Source organism: Nannocystis sp. RBIL2, assembly GCF_026626745.1.
Lineage (GTDB): Bacteria > Myxococcota_A > Polyangia > Nannocystales > Nannocystaceae > Nannocystis.
In genome coordinates, this window is record NZ_JAPNJW010000001.1 from 4,784,147 (window position 1) to 4,808,079 (window position 23,933).

General features: G+C 72.2%; 20 protein-coding genes. 8 read left to right on the forward strand and 12 right to left on the reverse strand.

The genetic code is table 11. The features are described from left to right. Positions 1 to 91: 91 nt before the first annotated feature. From OV090_RS18905 to OV090_RS18925, 5 genes are all read right to left on the reverse strand, one after another. Complete coding sequence (locus OV090_RS18905; protein WP_267705190.1) at positions 92 to 1,282, reverse strand: hypothetical protein; 1,191 nt, start codon at positions 1,280 to 1,282, stop codon at positions 92 to 94. Between the two features lie 178 nt (positions 1,283 to 1,460). Next, positions 1,461 to 3,191: a HEAT repeat domain-containing protein gene (locus OV090_RS18910; protein WP_267705191.1), complete on the reverse strand. Its 1,731-nt coding sequence runs from the start codon at positions 3,189 to 3,191 to the stop codon at positions 1,461 to 1,463. 267 nt (positions 3,192 to 3,458) lie between these two features. Continuing rightward, on the reverse strand, positions 3,459 to 4,148 hold the full coding sequence (locus OV090_RS18915; RefSeq protein ID WP_267705193.1) for a polymer-forming cytoskeletal protein: 690 nt from the start codon (positions 4,146 to 4,148) through the stop codon (positions 3,459 to 3,461). Between the two features lie 2 nt (positions 4,149 to 4,150). Beyond that, positions 4,151 to 4,465, reverse strand: coding sequence for a polymer-forming cytoskeletal protein (locus OV090_RS18920; RefSeq protein WP_267705195.1), 315 nt, complete (start codon positions 4,463 to 4,465; stop codon positions 4,151 to 4,153). Positions 4,466 to 4,491: 26 nt separating this feature from the next. Beyond that, positions 4,492 to 4,866: a polymer-forming cytoskeletal protein gene (locus OV090_RS18925; RefSeq protein WP_267705197.1), complete on the reverse strand. Its 375-nt coding sequence runs from the start codon at positions 4,864 to 4,866 to the stop codon at positions 4,492 to 4,494. Between the two features lie 188 nt (positions 4,867 to 5,054). Between OV090_RS18925 and OV090_RS18930 the strand changes: the two genes are divergently transcribed. Next, the gene (locus OV090_RS18930; protein ID WP_267705199.1) at positions 5,055 to 6,461 is read left to right on the forward strand and encodes a glutamate-cysteine ligase family protein; all 1,407 of its coding nucleotides are present in this window, start codon (positions 5,055 to 5,057) and stop codon (positions 6,459 to 6,461) included. A gap of 83 nt (positions 6,462 to 6,544) precedes the next feature. Here the strand turns inward: OV090_RS18930 and OV090_RS18935 are convergent, their stop codons facing one another. Beyond that, a complete protein-coding gene (locus tag OV090_RS18935; RefSeq protein ID WP_267705201.1) occupies positions 6,545 to 8,512 on the reverse strand; it encodes a hypothetical protein in 1,968 nt (655 codons plus the stop codon). Positions 8,513 to 8,551: 39 nt separating this feature from the next. Beyond that, the gene (gene alaS / locus OV090_RS18940; protein ID WP_267705203.1) at positions 8,552 to 11,230 is read right to left on the reverse strand and encodes an alanine--tRNA ligase; all 2,679 of its coding nucleotides are present in this window, start codon (positions 11,228 to 11,230) and stop codon (positions 8,552 to 8,554) included. Between the two features lie 164 nt (positions 11,231 to 11,394). Here alaS and OV090_RS18945 point away from each other — a divergent pair, with 164 nt between their 5' ends. Next, positions 11,395 to 11,601 carry a hypothetical protein gene (locus OV090_RS18945; protein WP_267705205.1) on the forward strand — a complete coding sequence of 69 codons (207 nt, stop codon included), beginning with the start codon at positions 11,395 to 11,397 and terminating at the stop codon, positions 11,599 to 11,601. A 48-nt stretch (positions 11,602 to 11,649) separates the two neighbouring features. Continuing rightward, on the forward strand, positions 11,650 to 12,171 hold the full coding sequence (locus OV090_RS18950; RefSeq protein WP_267705207.1) for a hypothetical protein: 522 nt from the start codon (positions 11,650 to 11,652) through the stop codon (positions 12,169 to 12,171). Between the two features lie 174 nt (positions 12,172 to 12,345). Here OV090_RS18950 and OV090_RS18955 read toward each other — a convergent pair whose 3' ends face one another. Then, a complete protein-coding gene (locus OV090_RS18955) occupies positions 12,346 to 13,677 on the reverse strand; it encodes a class I SAM-dependent rRNA methyltransferase (protein WP_267705208.1) in 1,332 nt (443 codons plus the stop codon). A gap of 228 nt (positions 13,678 to 13,905) precedes the next feature. Here OV090_RS18955 and OV090_RS18960 point away from each other — a divergent pair, with 228 nt between their 5' ends. Together OV090_RS18960 and OV090_RS18965 are read left to right on the forward strand one after the other, a co-directional pair. Continuing rightward, positions 13,906 to 15,594, forward strand: coding sequence for an ATPase, T2SS/T4P/T4SS family (locus tag OV090_RS18960; RefSeq protein WP_267705209.1), 1,689 nt, complete (start codon positions 13,906 to 13,908; stop codon positions 15,592 to 15,594). Between the two features lie 14 nt (positions 15,595 to 15,608). Next, positions 15,609 to 16,769, forward strand: coding sequence for a type II secretion system F family protein (locus OV090_RS18965; protein ID WP_267705211.1), 1,161 nt, complete (start codon positions 15,609 to 15,611; stop codon positions 16,767 to 16,769). Positions 16,770 to 16,861: 92 nt separating this feature from the next. On the opposite strand, the gene OV090_RS18970 is transcribed toward OV090_RS18965, so the two are convergent. The 3 genes from OV090_RS18970 to OV090_RS18980 all read right to left on the reverse strand — a co-directional run bounded on the left by OV090_RS18970 (position 16,862) and on the right by OV090_RS18980 (position 20,437). Continuing rightward, the gene (locus tag OV090_RS18970; protein WP_267705213.1) at positions 16,862 to 18,613 is read right to left on the reverse strand and encodes a hypothetical protein; all 1,752 of its coding nucleotides are present in this window, start codon (positions 18,611 to 18,613) and stop codon (positions 16,862 to 16,864) included. Between the two features lie 79 nt (positions 18,614 to 18,692). Then, on the reverse strand, positions 18,693 to 19,952 hold the full coding sequence (locus tag OV090_RS18975) for an OmpA family protein (protein ID WP_267705215.1): 1,260 nt from the start codon (positions 19,950 to 19,952) through the stop codon (positions 18,693 to 18,695). Next, positions 19,949 to 20,437 (reverse strand): DUF4398 domain-containing protein, encoded by a 489-nt coding sequence (locus OV090_RS18980; RefSeq protein ID WP_267705217.1) that lies wholly within the window; start codon positions 20,435 to 20,437, stop codon positions 19,949 to 19,951. Before OV090_RS18980 ends, OV090_RS18975 begins: the two co-directional genes overlap by 4 nt. A gap of 378 nt (positions 20,438 to 20,815) precedes the next feature. Between OV090_RS18980 and OV090_RS18985 the strand changes: the two genes are divergently transcribed. Beyond that, entirely contained in the window at positions 20,816 to 21,733 is a 918-nt protein-coding gene (locus tag OV090_RS18985; protein ID WP_267705219.1) for a hypothetical protein, read from the forward strand. A gap of 57 nt (positions 21,734 to 21,790) precedes the next feature. On the opposite strand, the gene OV090_RS18990 is transcribed toward OV090_RS18985, so the two are convergent. After that, positions 21,791 to 22,150: a hypothetical protein gene (locus OV090_RS18990; protein WP_267705220.1), complete on the reverse strand. Its 360-nt coding sequence runs from the start codon at positions 22,148 to 22,150 to the stop codon at positions 21,791 to 21,793. Between the two features lie 244 nt (positions 22,151 to 22,394). Here OV090_RS18990 and OV090_RS18995 point away from each other — a divergent pair, with 244 nt between their 5' ends. After that, positions 22,395 to 23,393: a bifunctional riboflavin kinase/FAD synthetase gene (locus tag OV090_RS18995; RefSeq protein ID WP_267705221.1), complete on the forward strand. Its 999-nt coding sequence runs from the start codon at positions 22,395 to 22,397 to the stop codon at positions 23,391 to 23,393. Then, the gene (locus tag OV090_RS19000) at positions 23,386 to 23,859 is read left to right on the forward strand and encodes a hypothetical protein (protein WP_267705222.1); all 474 of its coding nucleotides are present in this window, start codon (positions 23,386 to 23,388) and stop codon (positions 23,857 to 23,859) included. Before OV090_RS18995 ends, OV090_RS19000 begins: the two co-directional genes overlap by 8 nt. The last annotated feature ends 74 nt before the right edge of the window (positions 23,860 to 23,933 follow it).

The window sequence follows — 23,933 nt, forward strand, 5'->3', positions numbered from 1 at the left end:
GCCGCGTGGGACGGGGCTGCACGCCGGTGCCGGTAGCCCCGCAAGTGCCGGTTTTTGCCCGTGTGCGGGCCCTTGAGCGGCTTTGCGAGCGTCAGAGCGGCGTCAGCTCCGGCACGAACAGCTTGCGATCGACCGGGCTCGGCTCGCCGGCCGCGGAGGCGATCTCCCCTGCCCCGATTTCCGGGCGGGCTTCGGGCGCCAGCGGCGGGTGCGGCTTGCCGAGAGTCGTATCACCGGCGAGGAGCACGGCCTGCAGCTCGCTCAGCTTGGCCTCGGTCTGGGCCGTGAACTCGCTCTCGTAGCCGAGCCGCCGGGCGGTCGCTAGGTTCTTCTCGAACACCCAGATCGCCTTGTTGACCACCGGCCTCAGCTGACCCTTGAGCTCCTCGTAGTAGACCTGGCGCTGCTTGTCGTCGAGCCAGTCCGGCACGGGGGCGTGCATCATGGCGTCGTAGAACTCCTCGAACAGGCTGCCCAGCTGGTAGCCGGCGGCCGAGACCCAAAACATGTGCTTGGCCTTGATGGTCTCGTTGTAGGCCTCCTGGGCCTTCTCCAGCAGGGCGAACTTGCGGGCGAAGTCCTCGGTCATCTGCTTCTCGGGCAGGCGGATCGGGACGTCGCGGAAGCGCCGGTGCCACACGGCCGCGCGGTAGAAGCGGGCCATGCCGACGAAGTAATAGTTGCTGAAGCGCTCGCTGTTCTGCTCCTGCGAGGCCACGTAGACCTGGTCGGCCTGCTGCAGCAGCGGCTCGGCCTGGTCGAGCTGGCCGAGCTCGAAGTGGGCGTAGCCCTGGCGGGTGAGTGCCTCGACCTTGGCGCTGGGGAGGGTCGCGCGGGCGAAGGCCTCGGCGTAGCTGTCGGCCGAGGCCTTCCACTCGCCGAGCTCGGCGTAACAGGCGCCGCGGCGGGCGAACAGGTCGGCGGGGCCGTCGCTGAAGCGGGCCAGGTAGGCGTCGTAGGCCCGGATCGCCGCGGCGCAGTCGCGCAGGAGTTCCTGGGCCCGCGCCAGGCCGAGGTAAGCCTGGCGCACCCCGGTCTCGTCGGGGTCGCCGCCGAGGTAGCCGGAGAACAGGGCGACGGCCCGGGCCGCGTCACCGCCGGCGAGCGCCGCCTCGGCGTCCGGCAGGGTCGCCGGGCCGGTGGGCGCCGCCGCGGCCGCCTCGCCGGGCTGCACAGTGACTGCCGCGTCCTCCGGGGTGACGACGCCGGCGGACTTGCCGGCGCAGGCGATGGGCGCGCCGGCGAGGACGACGAGCGCGAGCCGGACGAGCGAGCGATGCATCGGCGTGAGCATGGCACACGGGGTCGTGGACATCACGGGCTGATTGTGAGTTGCCGCGTCGGAGATCGCTCCGATCGGCTTCGCGCGGCGAGGCCGGCGCGGGTCCCGGAAATGCAACGAGGACGACGACCGGCGCCCTGGAGCGCGCGGACGGCGTCCTCGTCGAGGCCAAGCCTCGTTACTCGGACAGCTTGGCGATCGTGTCGCGGGCGGTCAGCACGGCCTTCTGGTAGCTGATGTCCGTCGTGCCCTTCTCGCCCTTCATGATGTCCTCGAGGGTGTCGACGCACTTCTGGCAGCGCTTGCCCTGCATGATGCGCGAGGCCATGAGCGCCATCGTCACGCGGGCGTCGACCTCGCGGACCTTGTAGGCCTGCGCGATCGCCTCGGCGACTGCGGCGTCGCCGGGCGCGACGCGGGTCAGCTCCATCGCCGCGTTCTCACGCGCGACCCAGCTCGCGTTGGTGTCCTTGAGGGTCTTGAGGTAGCAGTCCTTGTCGTTCTTGCAGGTCTCGAGGGTGGTGAGCGCGGGCTCCCACTGCTTGAGGCCCTCGGCGACCTTGGGGTCGGTGTTGGCGGCGAAGGCCTCGCGCACGGCGGCGACCTGGTCGGGGCCGGCGGCGAGGACGGCGAAGCGGCCGGCCTCGATGCGGATCGACAGCGGCGTCTTGTCGGTCGACGGCAGGGTCTCGGGATCGCTCTCGGCGGTCTTGAGGAAGTTGGTGAGGCACTTCACGGCCTCTTCGCCGCCCACGTAGCCGAGCGCCTCGACCATCATGAACTGCTCCTCGAAGTGGACGGAGGCCTGCGTACACGGGCAGATCGCGGCCGCGGCCTTGGGGTCGCCGATCTGGCCGAGCGAGGTGACGATCGCGTTGCGCAGGTTCTCGTTGTCCGCCTTCTCCGGATCCTCTTCCTCCTCCTCGTCGGCCTTCTTCTTCTTGTCCTTCTTCTTCGGGTCTTCCTTGACGACCGGCTTGCAGGAGTCGGCGGGGATGTTCTTGATCAGCGCGTCGACGGCCTGGGGGCTGCCGAGCGAGCCGAGCATCAGCGCGGCGGTGAAGCGGACCACGGGCACGGTGCTGCCGGCCTCGACGACCTTCTTGATGACGATGTCGTCTTCCTTGCCGGTCAGCAGCTCGACGAGGCGCGGGACGGCCGGCTCGCCGATGCTGTTGAGCGCCAGCTTGACGCGGTTGCTGAGGTTCTTGCTGTCGGTCTGATCGTCGGGGACCGAGAAGTTGGCGATCACGAGCGGCTCGATGGCCGCGGGGTCGCGCAGGCTGCCGAGCGCTTCGGCGACGATGCGGTGGATCTGCGGCGGCCGCATCTCGGTCGGCTGCTGCAGCGCGGCGATCAGCGCCGGCGCGGCCTTCGGGTCCTTGAGGATCCCCAGCGTGCGCGCGAGCTCGCGGCGGATCTCGCCCTCGGCCTTGCCCTTGTCCTTGCTCGGGTCCTTCGTCAGGCCCTCGAACAGGCCGAGCACCGCGTCGGTCGAGCCGGTGGCCTTGGCGCGCTGGATGCCCTGCAGGGCGATCAGCACGCGCTTGCGGCCCTCCTCCGAGCCGTCGAGGGTGCCGAGCGCCTTGCTCCACAGCGGGGCGGCCTCGGGCCGGCCGATGTCGCGGAGCATCTCGAGCATGTTGACCTGGTGCTCCGGCGAGGAGTCCCACTGCTCCTCGAACACCGGGATCACCTTCTGCACGAACTCGTCGAGCCGCGGGGCGTTGTCGGGCGAGGTGATGACGGTCTTGACCAGGTCCTTCATGCCCGAGAAGCCGATGCCCTTGGCGCTGGTATTGCGGATGTTCTCGATGTGCGTCTCGAAGGCGTAGGGGTCGGGCTCCTTGCAACCAGTGGTCGTGAATACCGACAGGGCGAACAGGGACGAGAGAAGGAGCTTGCGCATCAGGCCGACCTTTCAGACAACAGGCCCGCTCGGGCCGAGGGAGGAGATGGGGAAGATTCGGCCAATGGGGCCGAATGCGGCCGCGCGGGCCATGACAGACTTGCGCCCGATGTTACCAAAGCCGCGCGCAGGATGTTTGCCGCAGTTTCGTCGGGCGTCAAAAACTCGACGGGTGCGCGCGAGGTTTCGCCGCACACCCGTCGGTTTGCCGCCCGCGTCGGCCGCGGCGGCATGCTCGTTGTCGCGGGCGAGGCGCCCGGGGAGCGTTCAGATGCGCTCGACCTTGTGCTTGCCGCGGGCCAGGACTCGCGGGCGCGCGACCTTCTTGGCCCGCTTGGCGCCGTCGCCCCAATCGGCCTCGTCGGCCTCGCCGTAATGCTCGCCGGCCTGCTCCTCGTGGCGAGGACGGGCGAGCGACGGCTTGGCGAGCACGCTCTCGCGCCGCGGGGCGGTCCGCTGCGGAGGCAGACGAACGCCGTTCTGCGTGGCGTAGGGGGCGGCCGGGCGCGGCTGGGCCGGGCGGGCCTGAGCCGCGGCCTGCGACCACTGGCGGCCTTCGCGGCGCTCGCGGCTGGACTCGGCCTCGGCTTCGGCCTCGTCCTCGTCGGGCGGCTCCATGCTGACCTGGCCGCGGAAGGCGGCGCCGGGGGCGACGATCAGGCGAGGGGCGCGGAGATCGCCGACCACGCGCGCGCTGGCGGCGAGGACGATGCTGCCGGCGGCGGTCAGGTTGCCGACCACGGTGCCGGCGACGACCACGTCATCGGCGTACACGTCGGCGGCGATGATGCCCTCGGGCTCGACGTAGAGCGTGGCGGAGAGGTGGATGCGGCCCTCGATCGTGCCGTGGACGCGAATGTCCTCCTGGCCAGACAGGCGACCGACGATGTGCGTGCCGGGGGCGACGACGGTGGTGGCCTCGTCGGGCGAGGATTGCGTGGATTCCGACTGCGACACCTTCATCCCCCCATGTCGACGTTGCCCTTGAACGAGGCGCCGTCGGCGATGAGGATCCGCGGGGCGCGGATGTCACCGATGACGGTGCTGCTCGGGCGCAGCTCGGCGCGCTCGCTGGCGGCGACGTCGCCGCGGAGCGTGCCCTGGACTGTGATCGAGGCCGCGTCGACGGTGGCCTCGACGACCCCGCCGTCCTCGATGACGAGGGTGTCCCGGACCTGGATCCGGCCCTTGACGGTGCCTCGGACGACGAGGTGCTCTTCGCCGGTGATCTCGCCGTCGATGAGGATGCTGGAGCCGATGACGGTGCTGGACATGTGTGGTGCCTGCGAGAAGGTGAGGGTCAGCGGGCGCGCGGTTGCCGGAGGACGTTGCCGGGCAGCGGGACGTCCATCTCGACGGCGCCCTTGAACTGCGCGCCGTCGGCGATCTCGACGCGCGGCGCGCGGAGGTTGCCGACCACGCGGGCGCCTTCCCGCAGGGTGATGCCCTCGGCGGCGACGACGTCACCCTCGACCTGGCCGTGGATCTCGACGCTGTCGGCCTCGATGTCGGCGGCGACCAGGGCCGGGCCGGCGATGAGGAGGTGCGCCGTCAAGGCGATGCTCCCCTCGACCCTGCCCTGCACCACGACGTCTTCCTCGCCGACGAGGGACCCGCGGACGGTGATCCGCGGGCCGATGACACAGGGAGCTTCGTGGACGGCAGATCCAGCCATGACCTTTACGCCGGCGAAGAGTAACGGCGGGCCTGCGCCGCGGTCAAGCGCAGGTGACGGTCGGGGCCGGCGCCGCAGGACCTATAGGCCGTTCGTCACGCGGCGGCAGGCTTCAATTCGCTGTCAAGTCTCGCAGGACGCCACGTACACTGCTTCTCCGCCAGCCTTGGCGACGACCCGGAGCCTCTGTGAGCAGCACCCCCGAGACCCCCGCCTCCAGCGCGCCGCTGCAGCCCGAAGACCTCACGGGGTTCTTCCGCCGCGCCGAACGCCCCGACCGCCGGACCCACAAGATCGGCACCGAACACGAGAAGTTCGGCGTGTTCGTCGCCGACGGCGAGTACCGCCCCGTCCACTACGAGGCCCACGTCCTGGCGGTGATGCAGGGCTTCATGGCCCAGTTCGGCTGGAGGCCGGGCGGCGAGCGCGGCAACGACGGGGCCCTCATCAGCCTCGAACGCGACGGCGCCTCGATCACCCTCGAGCCCGGCGGCCAGTTCGAACTCAGCGGCAAACCCCTGGCGGACGTCCACCTGACCTGCCAGGAGTTCACGCAGCACCAGCGCGAGCTTCACGCGGTGTCGCAGGAGCTGGGGATCGCCTGGCTGGCGTCCGGCTTCCACCCGTTCGCCACCCGCGAAGAGATCCACTGGATGCCCAAGCCGCGCTACGCGGTGATGCGGGCCTATCTGCCGACCCGCGGCCAGCGCGGGCTCGACATGATGCTGCGCACGTGCACCGTGCAGGCCAACTTCGACTTCGCGTCGGAGCAGCAGGCCGGGACCCGGCTCCGCCTGGCGATGGGGGTGTCGGCGCTGACGACGGCGCTGTTCGCCAACTCCCCATATAAGGAAGGCGAGGACCGCGGGTTCGCGTCGCTGCGCAGCGACAACTGGACCGACGTCGACGCCGCCCGCTGCGGGCTGCTGCCGTGGGCGTTCGAGGCGCAGTTCTCGTACGAGCGCTACGCCGACTGGGCGCTCGAGGTGCCGATGTTCTTCATCCGGCGCCAGGGCCGCTACATCCCGCTGCACGTGCCGTTCCGCGAGTACATGGCGACCGGCTACGTAGACCCGGACGGGGTCCGCCACGCCGCCACGCTGGGCGACTGGGAGCTGCACCTGAGCACGCTGTTCCCGGAGATCCGCCTGAAGCCGTACCTCGAGGTCCGCGGCTGCGACTCGGTGCGGCAGAACATCCTCTGCGCGCTGCCGGCGCTGTGGAAGGGGCTCCTCTACGACGACGACGCCGGCGAGGCGGCCTGGGAGCTGGTCGCCGACCTCGACTTCGGCGAGCGCCTGGCGCTGTGGGCCGAGTGTCGCCAGGCCGCCCTGTCGTCGCCGCGCGTCCGCGCGCTGTGTCAGCGGCTGCTCGCCATCGCGCGCGAAGGGCTCGACCGCGCCGACATCCGCGACCATCGCGGCCGCACCGAGGCGTTCTTCCTCGACTCCCTGGAGGCCCTGGTCGCCGCCGGCACGTCGCCCGCCGACGTCGCCCGCGCCCAGCTCGGCCCCCGCCCCGGCCGCGACGTCGAGGGCCGCCGCGCCTTCGTCCGCGCGTTCCACTTCGCCGGCGCCGGGCTCGAAGAGACCTGACCGTTCGCGCATGTTCGCTGGGGCATGCTCACACGGGCATGCTCATGCGGACATGCGCGGAGGGACATGTCCCTCCCGCCAGGTCACTCGTCGTCGTCGCGCAGGTAGGACGGCAGGTCCTCGATCAGCTCGACGCGGCTCAGCTCCTGGATGTCGTCGTCGACCGGGGCCGGCGGCGGCGGCGGCTTGCGGGCCGGCGGCGGCGGCGGCTTGCGAGCCGACGGCGGCTTGGGGCTGGGCCCGCGCGGGCCGACCGCGCCCGTGCCGGAGCCGGCGCGCGGCTTGGCCAGCGGGGCGCCGAGCTCGACGACCTTCTTCTTGGGAGTGCGGTGGCGCAGCACCGGGGCGCCGCTGTCGCCGTCGACGTCGATCGCCGGCAGGCCGGGCATCGGCGGGGTGTCGCGCGTGCGCGCCGGCTCGGCGCTCTCGTCGTCGTCGTCGTCCGTGGGCGACAGACCCGGCGCGTCGTCGTCGTCCACCAGCACGCCCCGCACGTCGTCCAGCGACTCGTGCCGCGAAGGCGCCGAGGAACGGGTCATCGGCGCGTCGTCGTCGTCCACCAGAGCGCTGCGCACGTCGTCCACCGACGAGCGCCGCACCGGCGCCGACCCGCGTACCGGCGGCGCCTCGTCGTCGTCGTCCATCAGCGCGCTGCGCACGTCGTCCACCGACGAGCGCCGCACCGGCGCCGACCCGCGTACCGGCGGCGCCTCGTCGTCGTCCACCAGCACGCCGCGCACGTCGTCCACCGACGAGCGCCGCACCAGCGCCGACCCGCGTGCCGGCGGCGCCTCGTCGTCGTCGTCCATCAGCACGCTGCGCACGTCGTCCAGCGACGAACGACGCACCGGCGCCGACGAGCGGCTCGGCGGCGCCTCGTCGTCGTCCATCAGCGCGCTGCGCACGTCGTCCAGCGACGGGCGCCGCGTCGGCGCGATGAGCCGGCGGACATCTTCGATCGACGGGCCACGCAGCGGCCGATCGTCGCCGCGCCGCACGTCGTCCACCGCGCGCCGCAGCGGCGACTCGTCGTCGTCGACCAGGACGCCGTGCACGTCGTCCAGCGAGGCGCGGCGCACCGGCGAGTGGTCCTCGGTGCGCCGCACGTCGTCCAGCGAGGTGCGCCGCCCCGGCGAGTGGTCGTCCAGCCGCGCTGCGCGCAGGCCGCTGCCGAACGGCGAGACGTCGTCGAGCATCGGCGCGGCCTCGCCGTGCCCCGGCGGATCGTCGTCCTGCAGCGTCGGCAGCGGCAGGTCGTCGTCGTCGTCCTGGATCGGCATCCGGACGTCGTCGTCGTCCTGGATCGGCATCCGGACGTCGTCGTCGTCGTCGATGAAGCCCGACGCGTGGGAGCTCGTACGCGAGGACACGGTCGTCGACGACAGCGACAGCCGCGAGCCGAGGAGGTCGGGGTTCGCGTTCGGGTTGAAGAAGTCGCTGATGCCCGAGCCCTCGCTCCCGTCTTCGTCGGGGATCCCCAGCACCAGCGCCGCCGACTCCTCGCTGCTGATGCCGAGCGCGGCGGCCAGCGGCAAGGTGGCCGAGAGGTCGGCCGGCGGCGACGGCGTGGACGACGGGTAGTCGGACTCGCGCTGGGCGGCGAGCGCGAAGCTCCGCATCAGCGTCGGGCGCGGCTCCTCGACGACCGGCTCCGGCTGCCGGTACGGGTACGGGCGGCTGAGCTTGAGCATCGACTGGAAGCGGGCGAACCCGCCGAGCCCGGAGTCGGGGTCGTCGTCGATCACCGGCGCCGTCGGCTGCGGCTGTGAAGATGTCGCCGCAGTGACCGCCTGCCGCAGGTCGGCCGGGATGTCGCCGTCGAGCTCGTCGAGCTCGTCGCGCTCCTCGTGGAACTCGAAGCTGTCGCGGCGGGTGACGAAACTGCTGTCTCGCGAGACATGTCCCGAAGTACCACCGAGGAGCTCGCCGAGCGTCGAGTCGGGGTCGAGCCCCTGCAGCAGCACGTTGGCCCGCGCACGCGCCCACGCGAGCAGGGCCGGCACGTCCTTGGGGGCGTAGCCTTCGCGCGCCAGCAGGTCATCAGGCTGCATGTGATTTCACGGTATCACAGCGCGCACGGGCGTTGCGGCTCAGCCGAGCTGCGCGGCGAGGGCGCTGCCGGCGGCCTCGATGGCCGCGGGCAAGCCGGCCGCGTTGGGGCCTCCGGCCTGGGCCAGGTCGGGCCGGCCGCCGCCGCGCCCGCCGACATGTGCGGCCAGGGCGGCGATGAGGTTGCCCGCGTGCACCTTGCCGGCCAGGTCCTTGGTGACGGCGACGAGCAGCGAGGCCTTGCCGTCCTTCTCGGCGCCGAGGACGATCACGCCGGAGCCGAGCCGGTCGCGCAGGGTGTCGGCGGCCTCGCGCAGGGCCTTGGGGTCGGCGACTGCGACGACCTTGGCGAGCAGTTTGACGCCGGCGACGTCGGCGACGGTGTCGGAGCTGCCGCCCCCGCCGACGGCGAGCTTGCGCTGCAGCTCGGTGACTTCGCGCTCGCGCTTCTGCGCGCTCGCCTGCAGACGGCCGAGCTTGTCGAGCACGTCGCCGGGGCCGCTGGCGTGGAGCTCGCTGGCGGCCTTGTCGAGGATCTGCACGGTCTGCTGCAGGTGCTGCAGCGCGTTCATGCCGGTGACCGCCTCGATCCGGCGCACGCCCTGGGCGATGCCGACCTCGCTGACGATGGCGAACAGGCCGATGTCGCCGGCGCGGTGGACGTGGGTGCCGCCGCACAGCTCGACGCTGTCCGCGCCGATCCGGACCACCCGCACCTGCTCGCCGTACTTGGCCTCGAACAGGCCGATCGCGCCGGCGCTCTTGGCGTCGCCGGGGCTCATCTCGCGCGTGTCGGTGTCGGCGTTGGCCAGCGTCATCTCGTTGACGATGCGCTCGATCTGCAGCCGCTGCTCCGGGGTGATCGAGCGCGGGTGCGAGAAGTCGAAGCGCAGGCGGTCGGGCGCGACCAGCGAGCCCTTCTGCGCCACGTGGGTGCCGAGCACCGCGCGCAGGGCGTGGTGCAGCAGGTGCGTCGCGCTGTGGTTGCGGCGGATCGCGGACCGGCGCGCGCCGTCGACCGTCAGGGTGACGAGGCGGCCGACCTCGAGCGTGCCGCGGGTGACCTTGCCGCGGTGGACGTGCAGGTCGCCGGTCGGCTTGAGGGTGTCGGTGATCTCGACGCGCAGGCCGTCGCCCTCGGCGATGCCGGTGTCGCCGACCTGGCCGCCGCTCTCGCCGTAGAACGGGGTCGAGTCGGTGATGAACTCGACCTCGTCGCCCTCCTTCGCGGCGGTCTGCTCGACGCCGTTCACCGCGAGCGCGAGCACGTTGCCGCGGCCGCTGAGCTCGGCGTAGCCGGTGAAGCTCGCCTGCCCCGCGAACCGCTCCTTGAAGTGAAAGTAGAGGTTGTCGATCGCCTTGTCGCCGCCGCCGAGGTTGGCAGCCGCGGCGCCGGCGGCCTGACGCGCCTGGACCTCCTGCTTGACGGCCTCCTCGTCGAGGGTGAGGCCCTTCTCGCGGCTCAGGATGCCGGTGAGGTCGATCGGCAGGCCGTAGGTGTCGTACAGCTCGGCGGCGACGCCGAGCGGGAACGCGGTCTCGCCGGCGGGCAGCTCGGTGACTGCGCCCTCGAACAGCCGCAGGCCGCGCTTGAGCGTGCGACGGAAGCTCTCCTCCTCGCCGCGCACGACCTCCTCGATCGTGGCTGCCCTTTCGACCAGGTTGGGATAGGCCTCGCCGAACTCCTCGACGACCTTCTTGCACACCTCGTGGAAGAACAGGTTCTCGAGCCCGACCTTCTCGCCGAAGCGGATCGCCCGGCGCATGATCCGGCGCAGCACGTAGGGCCGGGTGTCGCGGTCGGGGAACACGCCGTCGGCGATCAGGAAGGCGGTCGCGCGCGCGTGGTCGGCGATCACGCGGAACGGCGCCTCGCCGGCCCCGAGGTCGTGCGCCGGGGCGCCGGCCAGCCGCTTGGCGAGGTCGACCAGCGGGGTCAAGAGCGAGGTGCGGTAGTTGCTGCCGACGCCCTCGAGCACCGAGGCCAGCCGCTCGAGGCCGGCGCCGGTGTCGATGCTCGGCTTGGGCAGCGGCACCAGCCGGCCGTCGTCGAACTTCTCGTACTGCATGAACACGAGGTTCCACAGCTCGGTGTAGCGAGTGTCCTCGTAGGCCGGGCCGCGACCGGCGATGTCGGCGTCCGGCGGGGCCTTGTCGCCGTGGAAGATGTGGATCTCCGAGCACGGGCCGCAAGGACCGGTCGGCCCCATGGCCCAGAAGTTCTCCTTGGCCGGGAAGCGGTAGATCCTGTCCTTGGGGACATACGCGGTCCACAGCTCGTAGGCCTCGTCGTCGGCCGGGGCCGACTCGCCCTCGCCGCTGAAGACGCTGACGACCAGGCGATCGGCCGGGATGCCGAGATCCTCGGTCAAGAACTCCCAACCCCAGCGGATCGCGTCCGGCTTGAAGTAGTCGCCGAACGAGAAGTTGCCGAGCATCTCGAACAGCGTGTGGTGCCGCTCGGTGAAGCCGACGTTGTCGAGGTCGTTGTGCTTGCCGCCGGCCCGCAGGCACCGCTGCACGGTGACCGCCCGCTTGTACGGCCGCGGGTCACGCCCGAGGAAGGTGTCCTTGAACTGCACCATGCCCGCGTTGGTGAACAGCAGCGTCGGATCGTTGGCCGGCACCAGCGACGACGACGGCACGACGGCGTGGTCGCGGGCGGCGAAGTAATTGAGGAATCGGCTGCGGATCTCGTGAGCGCGAATGGGCCGCTGCATGGGCGGGGGAGAATAATCGATCCGCGCGGCCACGAGCCCCCGCGCGCACGGTGGCCGCCGCGTGCGATTTCGCGCGCACTTCGCGCACACGGCAGGCCCGCGCCCGCGCCTCGATCCGGCCCGCCGGCTGGCTCGCCAGGTACCGCGGGCGTATAAGAGGAGACATGTCCCTCCGCGGAAACCTGGCCGGTATGGCGTCGATCCTCGAGATCCAGCCGCCCGAGCCGCCCCGCCCGCGCCGCGCCGCCAAGCGCAAGCCGCCCAAGCGGCGCATCAGCGACGCCGAGGCGATCGCCCGCGAATTCGCGGCCATCCGTAGCGACCTCGCCGGCATCTACGAGAACTACTCGGATCGCCTGCCCACGCGGTAGCCCACGCGCGAAGTTGCGCGCGAATTTCGGCGCGCTAGCCTCCGGCGCGTGAATTCAGACGAGCTCGTCGTCCCCGAAGAAAACGGAACTCGCCGCGCCGAGGGCCGCGAGGTCTCGACTGCGGGGCGCTCTTCGATCTCCATCCTTGCGATGCTGCAGCGATCGAGCCCGCTGCCGGCGCCCGAGCAGCTCGCCGCTTATCCGCCCGAGGGCCGAGAGCTGATCTATCGCCTCGCACAGGCCACTCAGGCCCACCTGCACCGCGTCGAGCTCGAGCGGCTCGAGCTCCGCCGCGAGAAGCTGCGGGCCCGCGCGATCGACCGCGCCGCCCAGCGGCGGCAGATCGCCCGCGGGCAGTACCTCGGCTTCGGCATCTGCGTGCTGTTCCTGGCCGCCAGCGCCGCGGTCGCGCTGCTGGCCACGAGCGGATGGGGCCAGCTCAGCGCCAGCTTGCTCGGCGGGATCGGGCTGTCCAGCCTCGTGTTCGTGTTCATCCGCCGGCAGCAGCCGCGAGCCTCGCGGCGCCTGCGGCTGCGCGCGCCGACGCGGGCGGCGGCGCAGTCGAACTGAGAAGTTCTTCGTCGGCGAGTGACTCGAGCTCGAGCTGCGCCGACGCTCGGAGCGCCGACTTGCCTGAGCGGCCGGGCTCAGGGCAGCGACTCGTGCTTCAAAGGGAAGCGGTGCCGCGAGGACTCGACCTGTGCCGACGCTCGAAGCGCCGGCGTGCCGAAGCGCCGCGGACTCTCAGTCGAACTGCAGCAGCTTGATCTTCAGGTAGCGGCCCTCGATGAAGGCCGGCGGGACCGGGAAGTCGGGCGGGAGGCCGCACTCGCCGACCAGGCGGGCGGCGCGGCCGGCGGCGTGCACGCCCTCGCCGACGGCCAGCAGGAACTCCTCCTCGCCGAGGCGCACTGCGTTGCTGATCGCCAGGACGTGGCCGCCGGGGCTGACGACGCCGCTGACGGCGCGCATCAGCTCGCCGTAGTCCTTGAGCGCGCTGAAGGTGCTGCCCTTGACGTTGCTGAACGGCGGCGGGTCCACGATCACGAGGTCCCACACCCGGCCGCGCTGGCGGAACTTCTCGAGCAGCGCGAACGCGTCGCCGGTGATCGCCTCGATCGCCTCGGGGTCCATCTTCGAGGCGCTGAGGTTCTGCCGGCAGCGCGCGTGGCTGCGGGCCGCGGCGTCGACGTGGGTGACCGAGCGCGCGCCGCCGCGGAGGGCCCGCAGGCCGAACGCGCCGGTGAAGCTGAACAGGTTGCACACGCTGCGATCGCGCGACCACGCCTCGAACAGGCGCCGGCCCTCTCGGAGGTCGAGGAACAGGCCGGGCGAGACCGGGGCTGTCACGTCGACCAGGAACTTGAGGCCATCCTCGTCGACCTCGATCTCCGGCGGCGCGGCCTTGCCGGCCAGGTGGAACGCGGGCGGCCGGCGGTCGTCGGGGGTGACGCCGCGGACGCGGTCCTGCATGTAGATGCCGGCGGGCTTGAACTCCTGCTCGAGGATCGGCACCAGCGCGTCGAGGTAGGTCTCGGCGATCTTGGCGTACTTGTAGACGAGCAGGTGGCTGCCGAGGCGGTCGACGGCGAGGCCGGGGAAGCCGTCGGCCTCGTTGTGGATCAGGCGGCAGGCCTCGGCGGGCACACCGACGCTGCGACGGCGCGCCGCGGCCCGCACGCGCGCGAGCATCTCGGCCTCGTTCCACTCGAACTCGGGCGCGAGGCTCAACATGCGGATGGCGATCGCGCCCTCGGGCTCGTGCAGGCCGTGGCCGATCAGGTAGCCGTCGAGGTCCATGACCGGGATGACGGCGCCCTCGGGCAGCGCGAGCGGGCGCAGGACGGCGTTGCGGAACACCCACGGGTGACCGGCGCGCAGCAGGCGGGCCACCTCGTGCGGCACCTTGACGTGCGGGCCGCGGACCGCCGGGCGCGGGTGGCCGCCCTGGGTGCGGCGGCGCGGCGGCGCGTCGCTGCCGGCCTCGCCGCCGCCGCCGCGTCGCTGCGGCCGCGAGGGTTCGGCGGGGCGAGTGGCGGGGCGAGTGCGCAGCGGACGGCCGTCGTTGGGTGGCATGGCGGCCGCGGAGAATAGGCGATAGCGCCGCGACGTGGCGAAAAAATCAGGTCTCCTGGCCATGGAGCCGATCGCGCCGCTGCGGCCGGACAGCGGTCCGTGGGCCCTGGGCCGTGGCGCAAAGGACAGGCGCGAGGGGCCGCGAAAGTTTCCTCGCTTGGCGGGCCGGGCGGAGGGCTGTAGGCTTTTGCGCCCTGGGCCGCGCCCGCCGGCGCCGGCCGAGCCCGCATGGCAGACCGACTCGGCGAACTCCTGGTCCATCGCGACCTGATCTCGCTGCCGCAGCTCCAGCGGGCGCAGTCGGAGCAGCGCGCGTTCGGCAAGCGGTTGACCACGATCCTGCTGCGCCTCGGCTTCATCAGCGAGCGCCAGCTGGCCGGCTTCCTCGCCGAGCACTTCAAGGTCCCTTACTTCGACTTCGCCACCCACGAGATCGATCCGTCGGTCATCCGCACGGTCGACAAGTCACTCGCGGTGCGCCACTTGGCGGTGCCGGTCCAGCGCGCCGGGTCGAAGCTCATCGTCGCGATGGCCGACCCCAACAACATGCTGGCGGTCGACGACCTCAAGTTCCACACCAGCCTCAACATCGACGCGGTGGTCAGCCTCGAGCCGGCGATCGAGGCGGCGATCGCCCGCTACTACGACAAGGTCGATCTGGCGGCGCCGTACGGCGAGGTCCTCGGCGGCCTCGGGCTCGAGCCGGCAGTCAGCCTGCCGGAGCGCGAGCGGCCGCCGCCGCAGCTGTCGGAGCCGGAGCAGACGATGGCCGGGCGGCTGTGCGAGGCGATCCTGCGCAACGCGCTGGCGAAGGGCGCGTCGGACATTCACATCGAGCCGTACGAGAAAGGCATGCGGGTCCGCTACCGCATCGACGGCGCGCTCTACCACGAGATGGACCCGCCGCTCGGCTACGGGGCGTCGCTGATCGGCAAGTTCAAGCAGCAGGCCGGGCTCGACGTCGGCGACCGCCGCCAGCCGCTCGAGGGCCGCCTGCGCTTCAAGGCCGGCAAGGAGCGCGAGGTCGCGTTCCACGTCGTCACCCTGCCGACGGTGTTCGGCGAGGCGCTGCGCCTGCGCCTGCTCGACCGCGCCGCGTTGCCGGCCGACCTGGCACGGCTCGGCATCGACGGCGAACCACTGCGGCAGGTGCGGGCCGCCCTGCACCGCGCGCACGGCCTCGTGCTGGTCGCCGGCCTCGCGGGCGCCGGCCGCTCGACCACCCTGTGCACCGCGCTCGGCGAGCTCACCGCCGACAGCGTGCGGATCGCCACCGTCGAGGACCCGGTCGAGTACCACTTGCAGGGCGTCTCGCAGGTCCAGGTCCACCCCGAACTCGGCCCCGCGGCGGCCGTGCGCGCGGTGCTGCGACAGGACCCGGACATCGTCATGGTCAGCGAGCTGCGCGACTTCGAGACCGCCGAGCTGTGCGCCAAGGCTGCCGCCGGCGGTCGGCGCGTGCTCGCGGCCCTGTCCGCCGGCGACGCCGCGGCGGCGCTGGTCCAGCTCGTCTACCTCGGCGTCGAGCCGCACGTGATCGCGGCCGCGGCCTCGCTGGTGATCGCCCAGCGGCTGGTGCGACGCCTGTGTCCCGAGTGCGCCGAGCCCGACCCGAGCTGCAGCGTGCAGCGGCTGATCGACGCCGGGGTCCCGCCGGCGCTGGCGCGCGACGCCTCGCCCCGGCGCGCGCGCGGCTGCAAGGCCTGCCACGGCGGCTTTCGCGGGCGCACCGCGATCTTCGAGGTCATGTCGATCGGCGAGTCGCTGCGCGAGCGGATCATGGACGGCGCCGGCGTCGGCGAGCTGCGGGCCGAGGCGGTGCGGCTCGGCATGCGCCCGCTGCGACAGGCAGGGCTCTTGCGCGTGGTCGACGGCACGACCTCGATCGACGAGGTCCTGCGCGTGACCACCGACTGACCCGAAGGACAGGTATGCCGCTGTTCGTGTGGGAGGCTCGCACCAGCGCCGGGGAGATCCGCGGCGGCGAGCTGGCGGGGGTCGACGAGGTGCAGGTGATCGAGGCGCTGCGCCGCCGCGGCCTGCGAGTCACCCGCGTCGACCGCAGCAGCCGCCGCGGCGCGCCGCGCCTCGCGGAGGCCCCCGCGGAGGCCCTGTTGCCGGCCCTGCGGCAATTTCTGACCTTGAGGACAGCCGGTGTCGGGGCCGCCGAGGCGCTCGAGCTCGGGGCTCGCAGCAGCCGCGGCGCGGTCGCGCGGTCGCTGCACGCGGCCCAGCTCGCGGTCGAGTCGGGGGCCGGCGTCGGCGAGGCGTTCGCCCAGCACGCGACCATCTTCGGCGCGCTCGCGGCCCGGGCGCTCGGCGAGGCCGACGGCCGCGGATTGTTCGATCCGACTCTGGCCGCGCTGATCGAGCTGCTGGCCAGGGCCGACGCGACGCGAGCCGCCGTGCGCGCCGCCGTGATGCGCACGACCATCGCCGCGGCGGTGCTGCTCGGCAGCGCGGCGGCGCTGTCGACGGTGCTGGTCCCGGCCGTCGGCGGCCTCTATCGCCGCCTCGACCTGGTGCCGACCGGCGCCGCGGCGGACGTCCTGACGGTCGCGCCGTGGCTGTCTCTCGGGACAGGTCTTGTCGCGGCCGCAGTGGTGGTTGCCGCGGCGCTCCTGGCGATCCTCCCCTCGTTGCGGCCCGGCGCGCTCGGCCTCGCCGCCGGGTTGGTCGAGGCGCGGCGGCGCCTGGCCCTGGCCCGCTTCGCCCGCGCGCTCGCGCTGCTGGCCACCGCGGAGGCGCCGCGGCAGGTCACTCTCGAGCTGGCGGCGTGGGAGGCCGGCGACCGCGAGCTGGCGGAGGCCGCCCAGCGGGCGCGCGCTGGCGTGGCGCAGGGCGGCGAGCTCGGGGCGGCGCTGGCGGAGGCCGGGTTACCGGCAGGGTTCGCCCGCGCGGTCCGGGCGGCCGACCGCGGCGGCGAGCTGGCCGCGACGCTGCGCCGGCTCGCGGAGCTCGAGGAAGACGCGGCCATGCAGTGGCTGTCCCGCAGGACAGGTCGCTTCGCCCGCGCCTGCCACGCGGCGTCGATCACCCTGGCAGTGACCACCGCCCTGGCGCTGGCCGCCCCGCTGCTGCGCGCCGCCTGACGGGCACCCAACCGCCGACCGCCGGAACGACGAAGGGACATGCCCTCGCGGACATGTCCCTCGCGCCCTGTCCCAGAGGACCTGCCCTCTTTTTAGAAGGTGATGACCGGGCCGATGTTGAGGTCGATGAGGAGGCTCGTGGTCCGGGGGAACCACACGCCGACCTGGAGCTCGCCGAACAGGCCGAAGTGCTTGGCGGCCTGCCAGTGGAAGCCGAACACGCCGCCGAGCATGCCGCCGCCGATCCGGACGGTGTCGATGCGCTGGGTCTTGTCGGAGTTGGCGGAGACCTGGGCGGCCTGCTGGCCCGCACCGACGCTCGCCATCGAGCCCGGGTCGCCGCAGTCGTACTTGTACGGCCACACCGCGGTGCACGGGCCGCCGCTCTCGAACGCGGTCTCCTTGTCGTCGGGCACGCTGTTGCCGTTGCGGTCGTTGGCGAAGCCCATCGGCACGCGGAGGCGGGTGAAGCCGCCGCCGAGGAAGCCGCCGACGAACAGGCGGAACTTCTTCTCGTCGGAGCCGAGGAAGTACTTGATCTTGAGGCCGCCTGCGATCGTCACGCCCGGCTTGCTGCGGATGCCTTCCGGGTTGGGGTTCGTGACGTCGTTCATGTACGAGTCGGGCAGCGAGGCCTTGGGGTCGTCGCGGTAGACCTTGGAGCCGGTCACTGCCTGGATGCGGAGGAAGCCGGACAGCACCAGCTTCTTGCCGATCCGGCCGCCGATCTCGGGGGCGATGTGGAACGGCGCCGAGGCCATGCCGGTGCTGACCTTGTGGTGGGCCGCGCACTCGCCGGCGTTGTAGGCCCCGGCCAGCTGCTCGACCGAGTACGGCGTGCCGTAGGCCATCACCGTCGGGCCCATCTGCGTCTGGTACTGGGTCGGGTCGCCGGGCAGGTCGCCGGTGCCGCTGCTCCACCGCGCCAGGGCGCAGGCGAACTCCTTGAGGCCGTAGTTGAAGTTGCCGGCCGGGGTGTACTGGCTGTAGCTCTGGTCGGCCACGCCGCGGGCCACGCCGACGCCGGTGCCGAGGCCGATGTTGATGAAGATCTTCGGCAGCGAGTGCTTCGGCGGCGGCGGCTTCTCCGGCTCCTTCTCCTTCGGCACTTCCTTCACGCACTTGACGTCCGCGACCAGCGGGTTGTCCTGCGCGCCCTTGTTGCCGAGCGCCTTGTTGGCGCCGTCGTAGACGTAGACGAAGTACTCGACCGGCTTGTCGCCGTGCTCCGAGGCCAGCACCTGGGCGGTGGCGATGTTGCCGAAGGCGTCCATCGTCACCGACTTGAATTCGCCCGAGTCGCCGACGTTGCGCCAGTAGAGCCCGGCCTGGCCGCCGTCGGGGATGCCGGAGGTGAGGACCTCGAACTTGAGGTCCTGGCCGCAGCCGTCGGCCGACGGCGAGGTGTGGCGGACGTACTCGCTGGGGGCGCTCGCGCCGGAGTCCTTGCGCGCCTTGTCGAGCAGCTTCTGCAGGTCGGGCGAGCGCAGCTCGGTCGGGATGGTGACGTTGTAGTCGGCCTTGACCGCGTCGACGAACGCCGCGGTGGTCTCGTTCTTGTTGCCCGAGTTCGAGAAGATGATGGCCGCCCGCAGCATCCGCAGCGGCGCCGTCGCCGGGTCGTCCGCCGTCGTGCCCGCCAGCGCCTGGTCGAGGGCCGCCAGCGCCTGGTCGAGCTCGAGGTTGTTGTACTGCCCGAGCGCCTTGTTGTAGGCGGCCTTGAGATCGTCGCGCGAGTCGGCGAAGGCTGTCCCGGAGGACAGGATCACCGCCAGCGACAGGGCGGCGGACAGCAGGCCCGCAGGGCGGAGTCGACGGGGACGGACGAGGGTCTGCGTTCGCACAGGATCTCGGGCTCCTTCTAGCCGAACGCCGGCTCGGAGCCGGCGTTGGGTGTCCAGGGGGTTCGGCGCGCGGCGCCGATCACTGGATGGTCTTCTTGCAGTCCTTGAGGTTGAACTCCACGCGGCGGTTGTTGGCGCGGCCCTCATTGGTCTTGTTGCTGTCGATCGGCTTCTCCTCGCCCCAGCCGATCGGCTCGAGGCGGGCGGTGTCGATGCCGGCCTTGACCAGGTAGTCGCGCACGCTGTTGACGCGCTTCTGCGACAGGGTCTTGTTGTACTTGTCGGAGCCCTTGCTGTCGGTGTGGCCCTCGATGAAGATCTTGATGTCCGGCGCGGCGTTGAGCGTGTCCTTGACCTCGTCGAGCACCTTGAAGCTCTTCGGGTCGATGTCCCACTTGTTGAACTTGAAGTAGATCTTGTCGGACAGCTTGATCTGGCAGTTGTCGATCTTCAGGACATCCGGGCAACCGTCCTCGTCCTCGACGCCGTCGTAGTCCTCGGGCAGGTTGCGGCAGTCGACCTCGACGCCGTTCTCGGTCTTCTTGTCCTTGTTGATCCACTGGTACGTCCCGTCGGGGTTGCGCACCAGCTCGGCCGCGTCGAGGACCTTGTCCTTGTCGTTGTCGACGTCGGGGCAGCCGTCCTCGTCCTCGAACCCGTCGAAGTCCTCGGGGTCGTTCTTGCAGGTGTCGTTGACGTCGAGGATCGTGTCGCGGTCGTTGTCCGGGTCGGGGCAGCCGTCCTCGTCCTCGAACTGGTCGATGTCCTCCGGCTCGTTACGGCAGTCGACCGTGCGGCCGCCCTCCGTCTTCTTGTCGTTGGTCGACCAGGTGTAGCTCTTGCGCGCCTCGTCCTTCGTCAGCTTGTCGGCGTCGAGGACCCCGTCCTTGTCGTTGTCCTTGTCGGGGCAGCCGTCGTCGTCCTCGAAGCTGTCGAAGTCCTCCGGGTCGTCCGGGCACTTGTCGGCGATGTCGTCGTAGCCGTCCCAGTCGCGGTCGTTGGCGCCGACCGGCGGCCGGCTGACCACGTTCGGGTCCTTGCAGCGGACCGGGTCGGTCTTCTTGCGGGCCAGCTGCGTGTACAGCTCGGCCTTCTCGGCGTGGTCCTTGCCGCGGTAGTACTCGCCCATCGCCAGCGCGTCGCGCGAGAAGCGGATGTTCGCCTCGGCGATCGCCGTCTCCTTGGGCGCGCAGCCGATCGACTTCGAGCCGTCGGCGATCGCGCCCTGCAGCACCGTATCGGTGCCCTGGACCTTGCCGAGCAGGCGCTCGCCGAGACACCCGAGCCCGACGAACGAGCTCGCCACCGTGGCGACGACACAAACAGTAAGGCGGTTCACTTGCCACCTCCGACCGACACGCCGGCCTTGACCTCGCCCTTGGCGCCGCCTGCACCCGTCGAGCCGCTCGCCTTCGCGTCGCCGCTCGCCTTGCCGTCACCGGCCGCCTTGCCGTCGCCGGTGGTCCCGGCCGGCACCTCGTCGGGGGTGGCCACACCCTCGGCGCGCTGGTCCATCTGCCCCTTGCGCCGCATCTCGGCCTTCTTCTTCGCCTCTTCGGCGAGCTGCTTGGCGCGCTCGCCGTAGTCGAACGAGCGCTCGTATTCGCTGTAGCCCATCAAGATCTTCGACTGCTCCAGGTAGGTCACCGAGCCCCAGTACTCATAGGGCGCGTTCTCCTCGGCGCCGGCCGCCTCGGCGTCCGCCACCGCCCGGGTCGACTCCTTGGCCACCTTCTTGAGGTACCCAAAGGGTCCACAGCCCGCGGTACACGCGGCCGCGACGACGATGGGGATCAGCTTGACGAATCGCGTTGTTCGCAGCACCAGAAGGCTCCCTGGTTCGAGATCGTGGCAGGCGTCGGTTGGAGGGGGTCGTAAGATCCGGCCCCGGCCCCGAGGGGACCATGGAGCCGGGGTTGCCCGGGCGGGCGCGGCGACTGCCGAAATCGCCGCGACGATACCAGGGGCCGGCGCAAAGGGTCAACAAGCCGACCTCCACCGCCACGGCCCCGACAGAGCCGCCCTGCACGGGACTTCTGTACACGGGTCCGCGATGGATCCGCGATTTATCCGCGATTTGTCCGCGATTTATCTGCGGTTTCGGGGTTGCGGCCGAGTCCCTGCGAGCCGTGGGGAAAAGCCCTCCCGGGCCTCCCGGTCGCTCCTGGCTCTCCTGGGCGCTGACGGGTACGCTGCAAGCCGATGCAGTCACGCCGCCAGCGGCCGCTCTTCGCGCGCCCGGCCGCCCGCCTCGCCGCCGGGATCGCGCTCGCAGCGGCCCTCGCCTGTACCCGCGTCAGCGACACGCCGCGCTTCGAGCCGATCTCCGAGCGGCTCGAGATCCTCGAGACGATCCCCGGCCCCATGGCGGAGGACGTGCCTCCCGGGGCCCAGATCGACTTCTGCTTCTCCGGCACCCTCGACCCGCGCGCCCTCGACGACCTCGACGCCTCCCTGCGCTCCGGCCTCGTCACCTTCGACACCCAGCTCGACCTGCAACTGTTCGCCTGGCGCCCGCCCGGTGAGAGCAGCGGCACCGCCGACGCCCCGTGGTGCCCCGGCAGCGTCGTGTCCCTGCGCGCCAAGGAGCCGCTGGTCCCCGGCGTGCTCCACCGCGTCCGCCTGGCCCCCTCCGCGGTCGGCTGGGCCGGCGAGCAGCTCGACGTCACCACCCCCGGGTGGGTCGCCGACGACGGCGGCCCCCTCTACATCCTGCAGTTCTACGTCCGCGAGCCCGACGACGACGGCAAGACCGACCCGCCCGCGCCGGCGCCGACGCTGACCGACCTGTTCGCCCCCGGGCAGGTGTTTTCCAGCAACAACCCCGCCTGCAGCTGCCACCGCGACCCCGACGACCTGGCCTACGAGCGCCTCGACCTGTCGTCGCCGCAGGACGCGTTCGCCGGCCTGGTCCTGCCGACCCGCCGGCAGTCGACCGGCTTCCCCATGGTCGTCCCGCGCCGCCCTTCAGAGAGCTTCCTCGTCCAGGTGCTCCTGCGCGACGACGACGGCCAGGCCCTGCACGGCGTCCGCGGCGACCCGATGCCCCCCGACGCCCCCCTGCCCTACCCGGAGATGCTGGCGATCGTCCGCTGGATCGAGGGCGGCGCGCTGCCCTGATCCCGGCCGCACGGCCAGCGACCGCGACCGTGCGCCCCGGGCCGATCCCCGAGCCGCTCAGGGCGCCTTGCCGCCGGGGTACTCGGGCTGCTCGAGCTCTCGCAGCGTCGACAGCATGCCCTGCAGCCGCTTGGCCCGCTCGCGCGCCTGCTCGCGCGTCCGCTCGAAGTCGAGGTCCTTGAGGCCGAGCGCCGAGGCCCGGTCGTACAGCGCCAGCGCCTCTTCCTGGCCCTTGAGACAGCTTTGGATCTGGTCGGCGGAGATCACGTTCTGCCCGAGCTGCTGATCGAAGATCAGCTTGCACGGCCCGCGCTCGGCCTCGCCTTCGGCCTTCATTCCTTGCGTGTACACCTCGCGGACGGACTCTCCGCAGCCGAATACGAGGATCAACCAGAGCCCGAGCGACAGCCGCGGCATGCTGAAACCCTACACCTTCTCGCCACAAGCCGCCGCCCGTCCCCGCTTCCCACTCGCGCGAGCCCCGTCCCCGCGACTGCCCGATCTCGCCTCCGTGACGTCACCGGTCGCGCCCCGACAAACCCCCGTTCGCCTGCCGCGAACCGGCCCGCCAACGCCGTCCCGCGCCCCCGCGCGTGAGCCAAGCCCCGCGCCGCCCGCGCTCCGCGCCCTCATACGCGTGCTAGCTTCGCCGCCGGTCGCCATGCGCCTCCTGCGGCAGCCCACGCCCCTTCCTCCCGGCACGGCAGCGTGCATCGGCGCCTTCGACGGCCTCCACCTCGGCCACCAGGCGCTCCTGCGCCGCGCGGCCGCCCTGGCCCCGCGGGTCGCCCTCGTCACCTTCGACCCGCACCCGGCCCAGGTCCTCGCCCCCGAGCGCGCCCCGCCGCGGCTGCAGACCCTCGCCCAGCGCGCCCGCGTCGCCGCGGCCCTCGGCGTCGACAGCCTGGTCGTCCTCCCGTTCACCCGCGCCCTCGCCGACACCAGCCCCGACGCCTTCGTCGAGCAGCTCCTGCTCGCCGGCCTGCGCCCCGCCGCCGTCGTCGTCGGCCCCGACTTCCGCTTCGGCTCCGGCCGCGCCGGCGGTCCCGACGACCTGCGCCGCGTCCTCGCCCCCGCCGGCGTCCGCGTCGAGGTCGTCGCCGAGGTCAGCCTGCCCGCCGACCCGACCCAGGCCAAGCTCGGCAGCTCGGGCATCCGGCGCGCCGTCGAGCGCGGCGACCTGCCCGCCGCCGCCGCCATGCTCGGGCGCGCCTACAGCGTCGAGGGTCCGGTCGTCTCCGGGGCCCGCCGCGGCCGCGGCCTCGGCTTCCCGACCGCCAACGTCGCCGTCCGCAACCCGCTGCTGCCCCCGCCGGGCGTCTACGCCGGCGCGCTCGCGCTCGTCAGCCCCGACCCGGACGCCGGCAAGCTCTGGCCCGCGGTCATGAACCTGGGTCAAAACCCGACCTTCGGCGAGAGCGGGACCCAGACCCTCGAGGTCCACGCGCTCGACGTCGACCTCGGCCAGTCGCTCTACGACCGCCCGGTCGAGGTCGCCTTCGCGGCCCGCCTGCGCCCGGAGGAGCGGTTCCCCTCCGCGGCCGCGCTGGTGGCCCAGATCGCCCGCGACATCGAGATCGCGCGCCCGCTCCTCACCCCGGCCTGGCTGGCCCACGCGGTCCTCGGCGCCGCCGCCACCTGGGAGGACGACCATGGCTGAAGCGCCCACCCTCGTCAGCGCCACGCTCGCCCAGCTGTACATGCAGCAGGACCACCTCGAGCAGGCGCGCCGGGTCGTCGCCCGCGTGCTCGCGGCCGATCCGCTGCACGGCCACGCCCTCGCGCTGGCCGATCGCCTGGCCCAGCGCTCGCGCGCGCGCCTCTACGCCGCCTTCCAGCCCGGCCGCGGCGTCGTCGTCCGCTGGCACGACGCCCCCCAGGGCCCCGCGCTGCACCTGATCCTCGCCGTCTTCCGCGCCGTCCCGGCCCTGCCGGGCCGCACCAGCACGTGGATCACCTCGGCCCGCTGCCCCGCCGACGCCGGCGAGCACACCTTCCCGATCGCCGGCGGCCCGCGTCCGAGCCCCGCCAGCGCCAGCCTGTGCCTGGCCCGCCTCGGCGAAGGCGGCCTGCAGTACCTCGCGGTCCACGAAGCGATCTCCTGGCCCACCCCGCCGGGCCCGTAGCCGCGCCGCCGCTCGCCGGGCCGCTCGCGCGCGCCCCGGGTGGCGCCGCGCACAACGTTCGCGCGCCTCCGGAG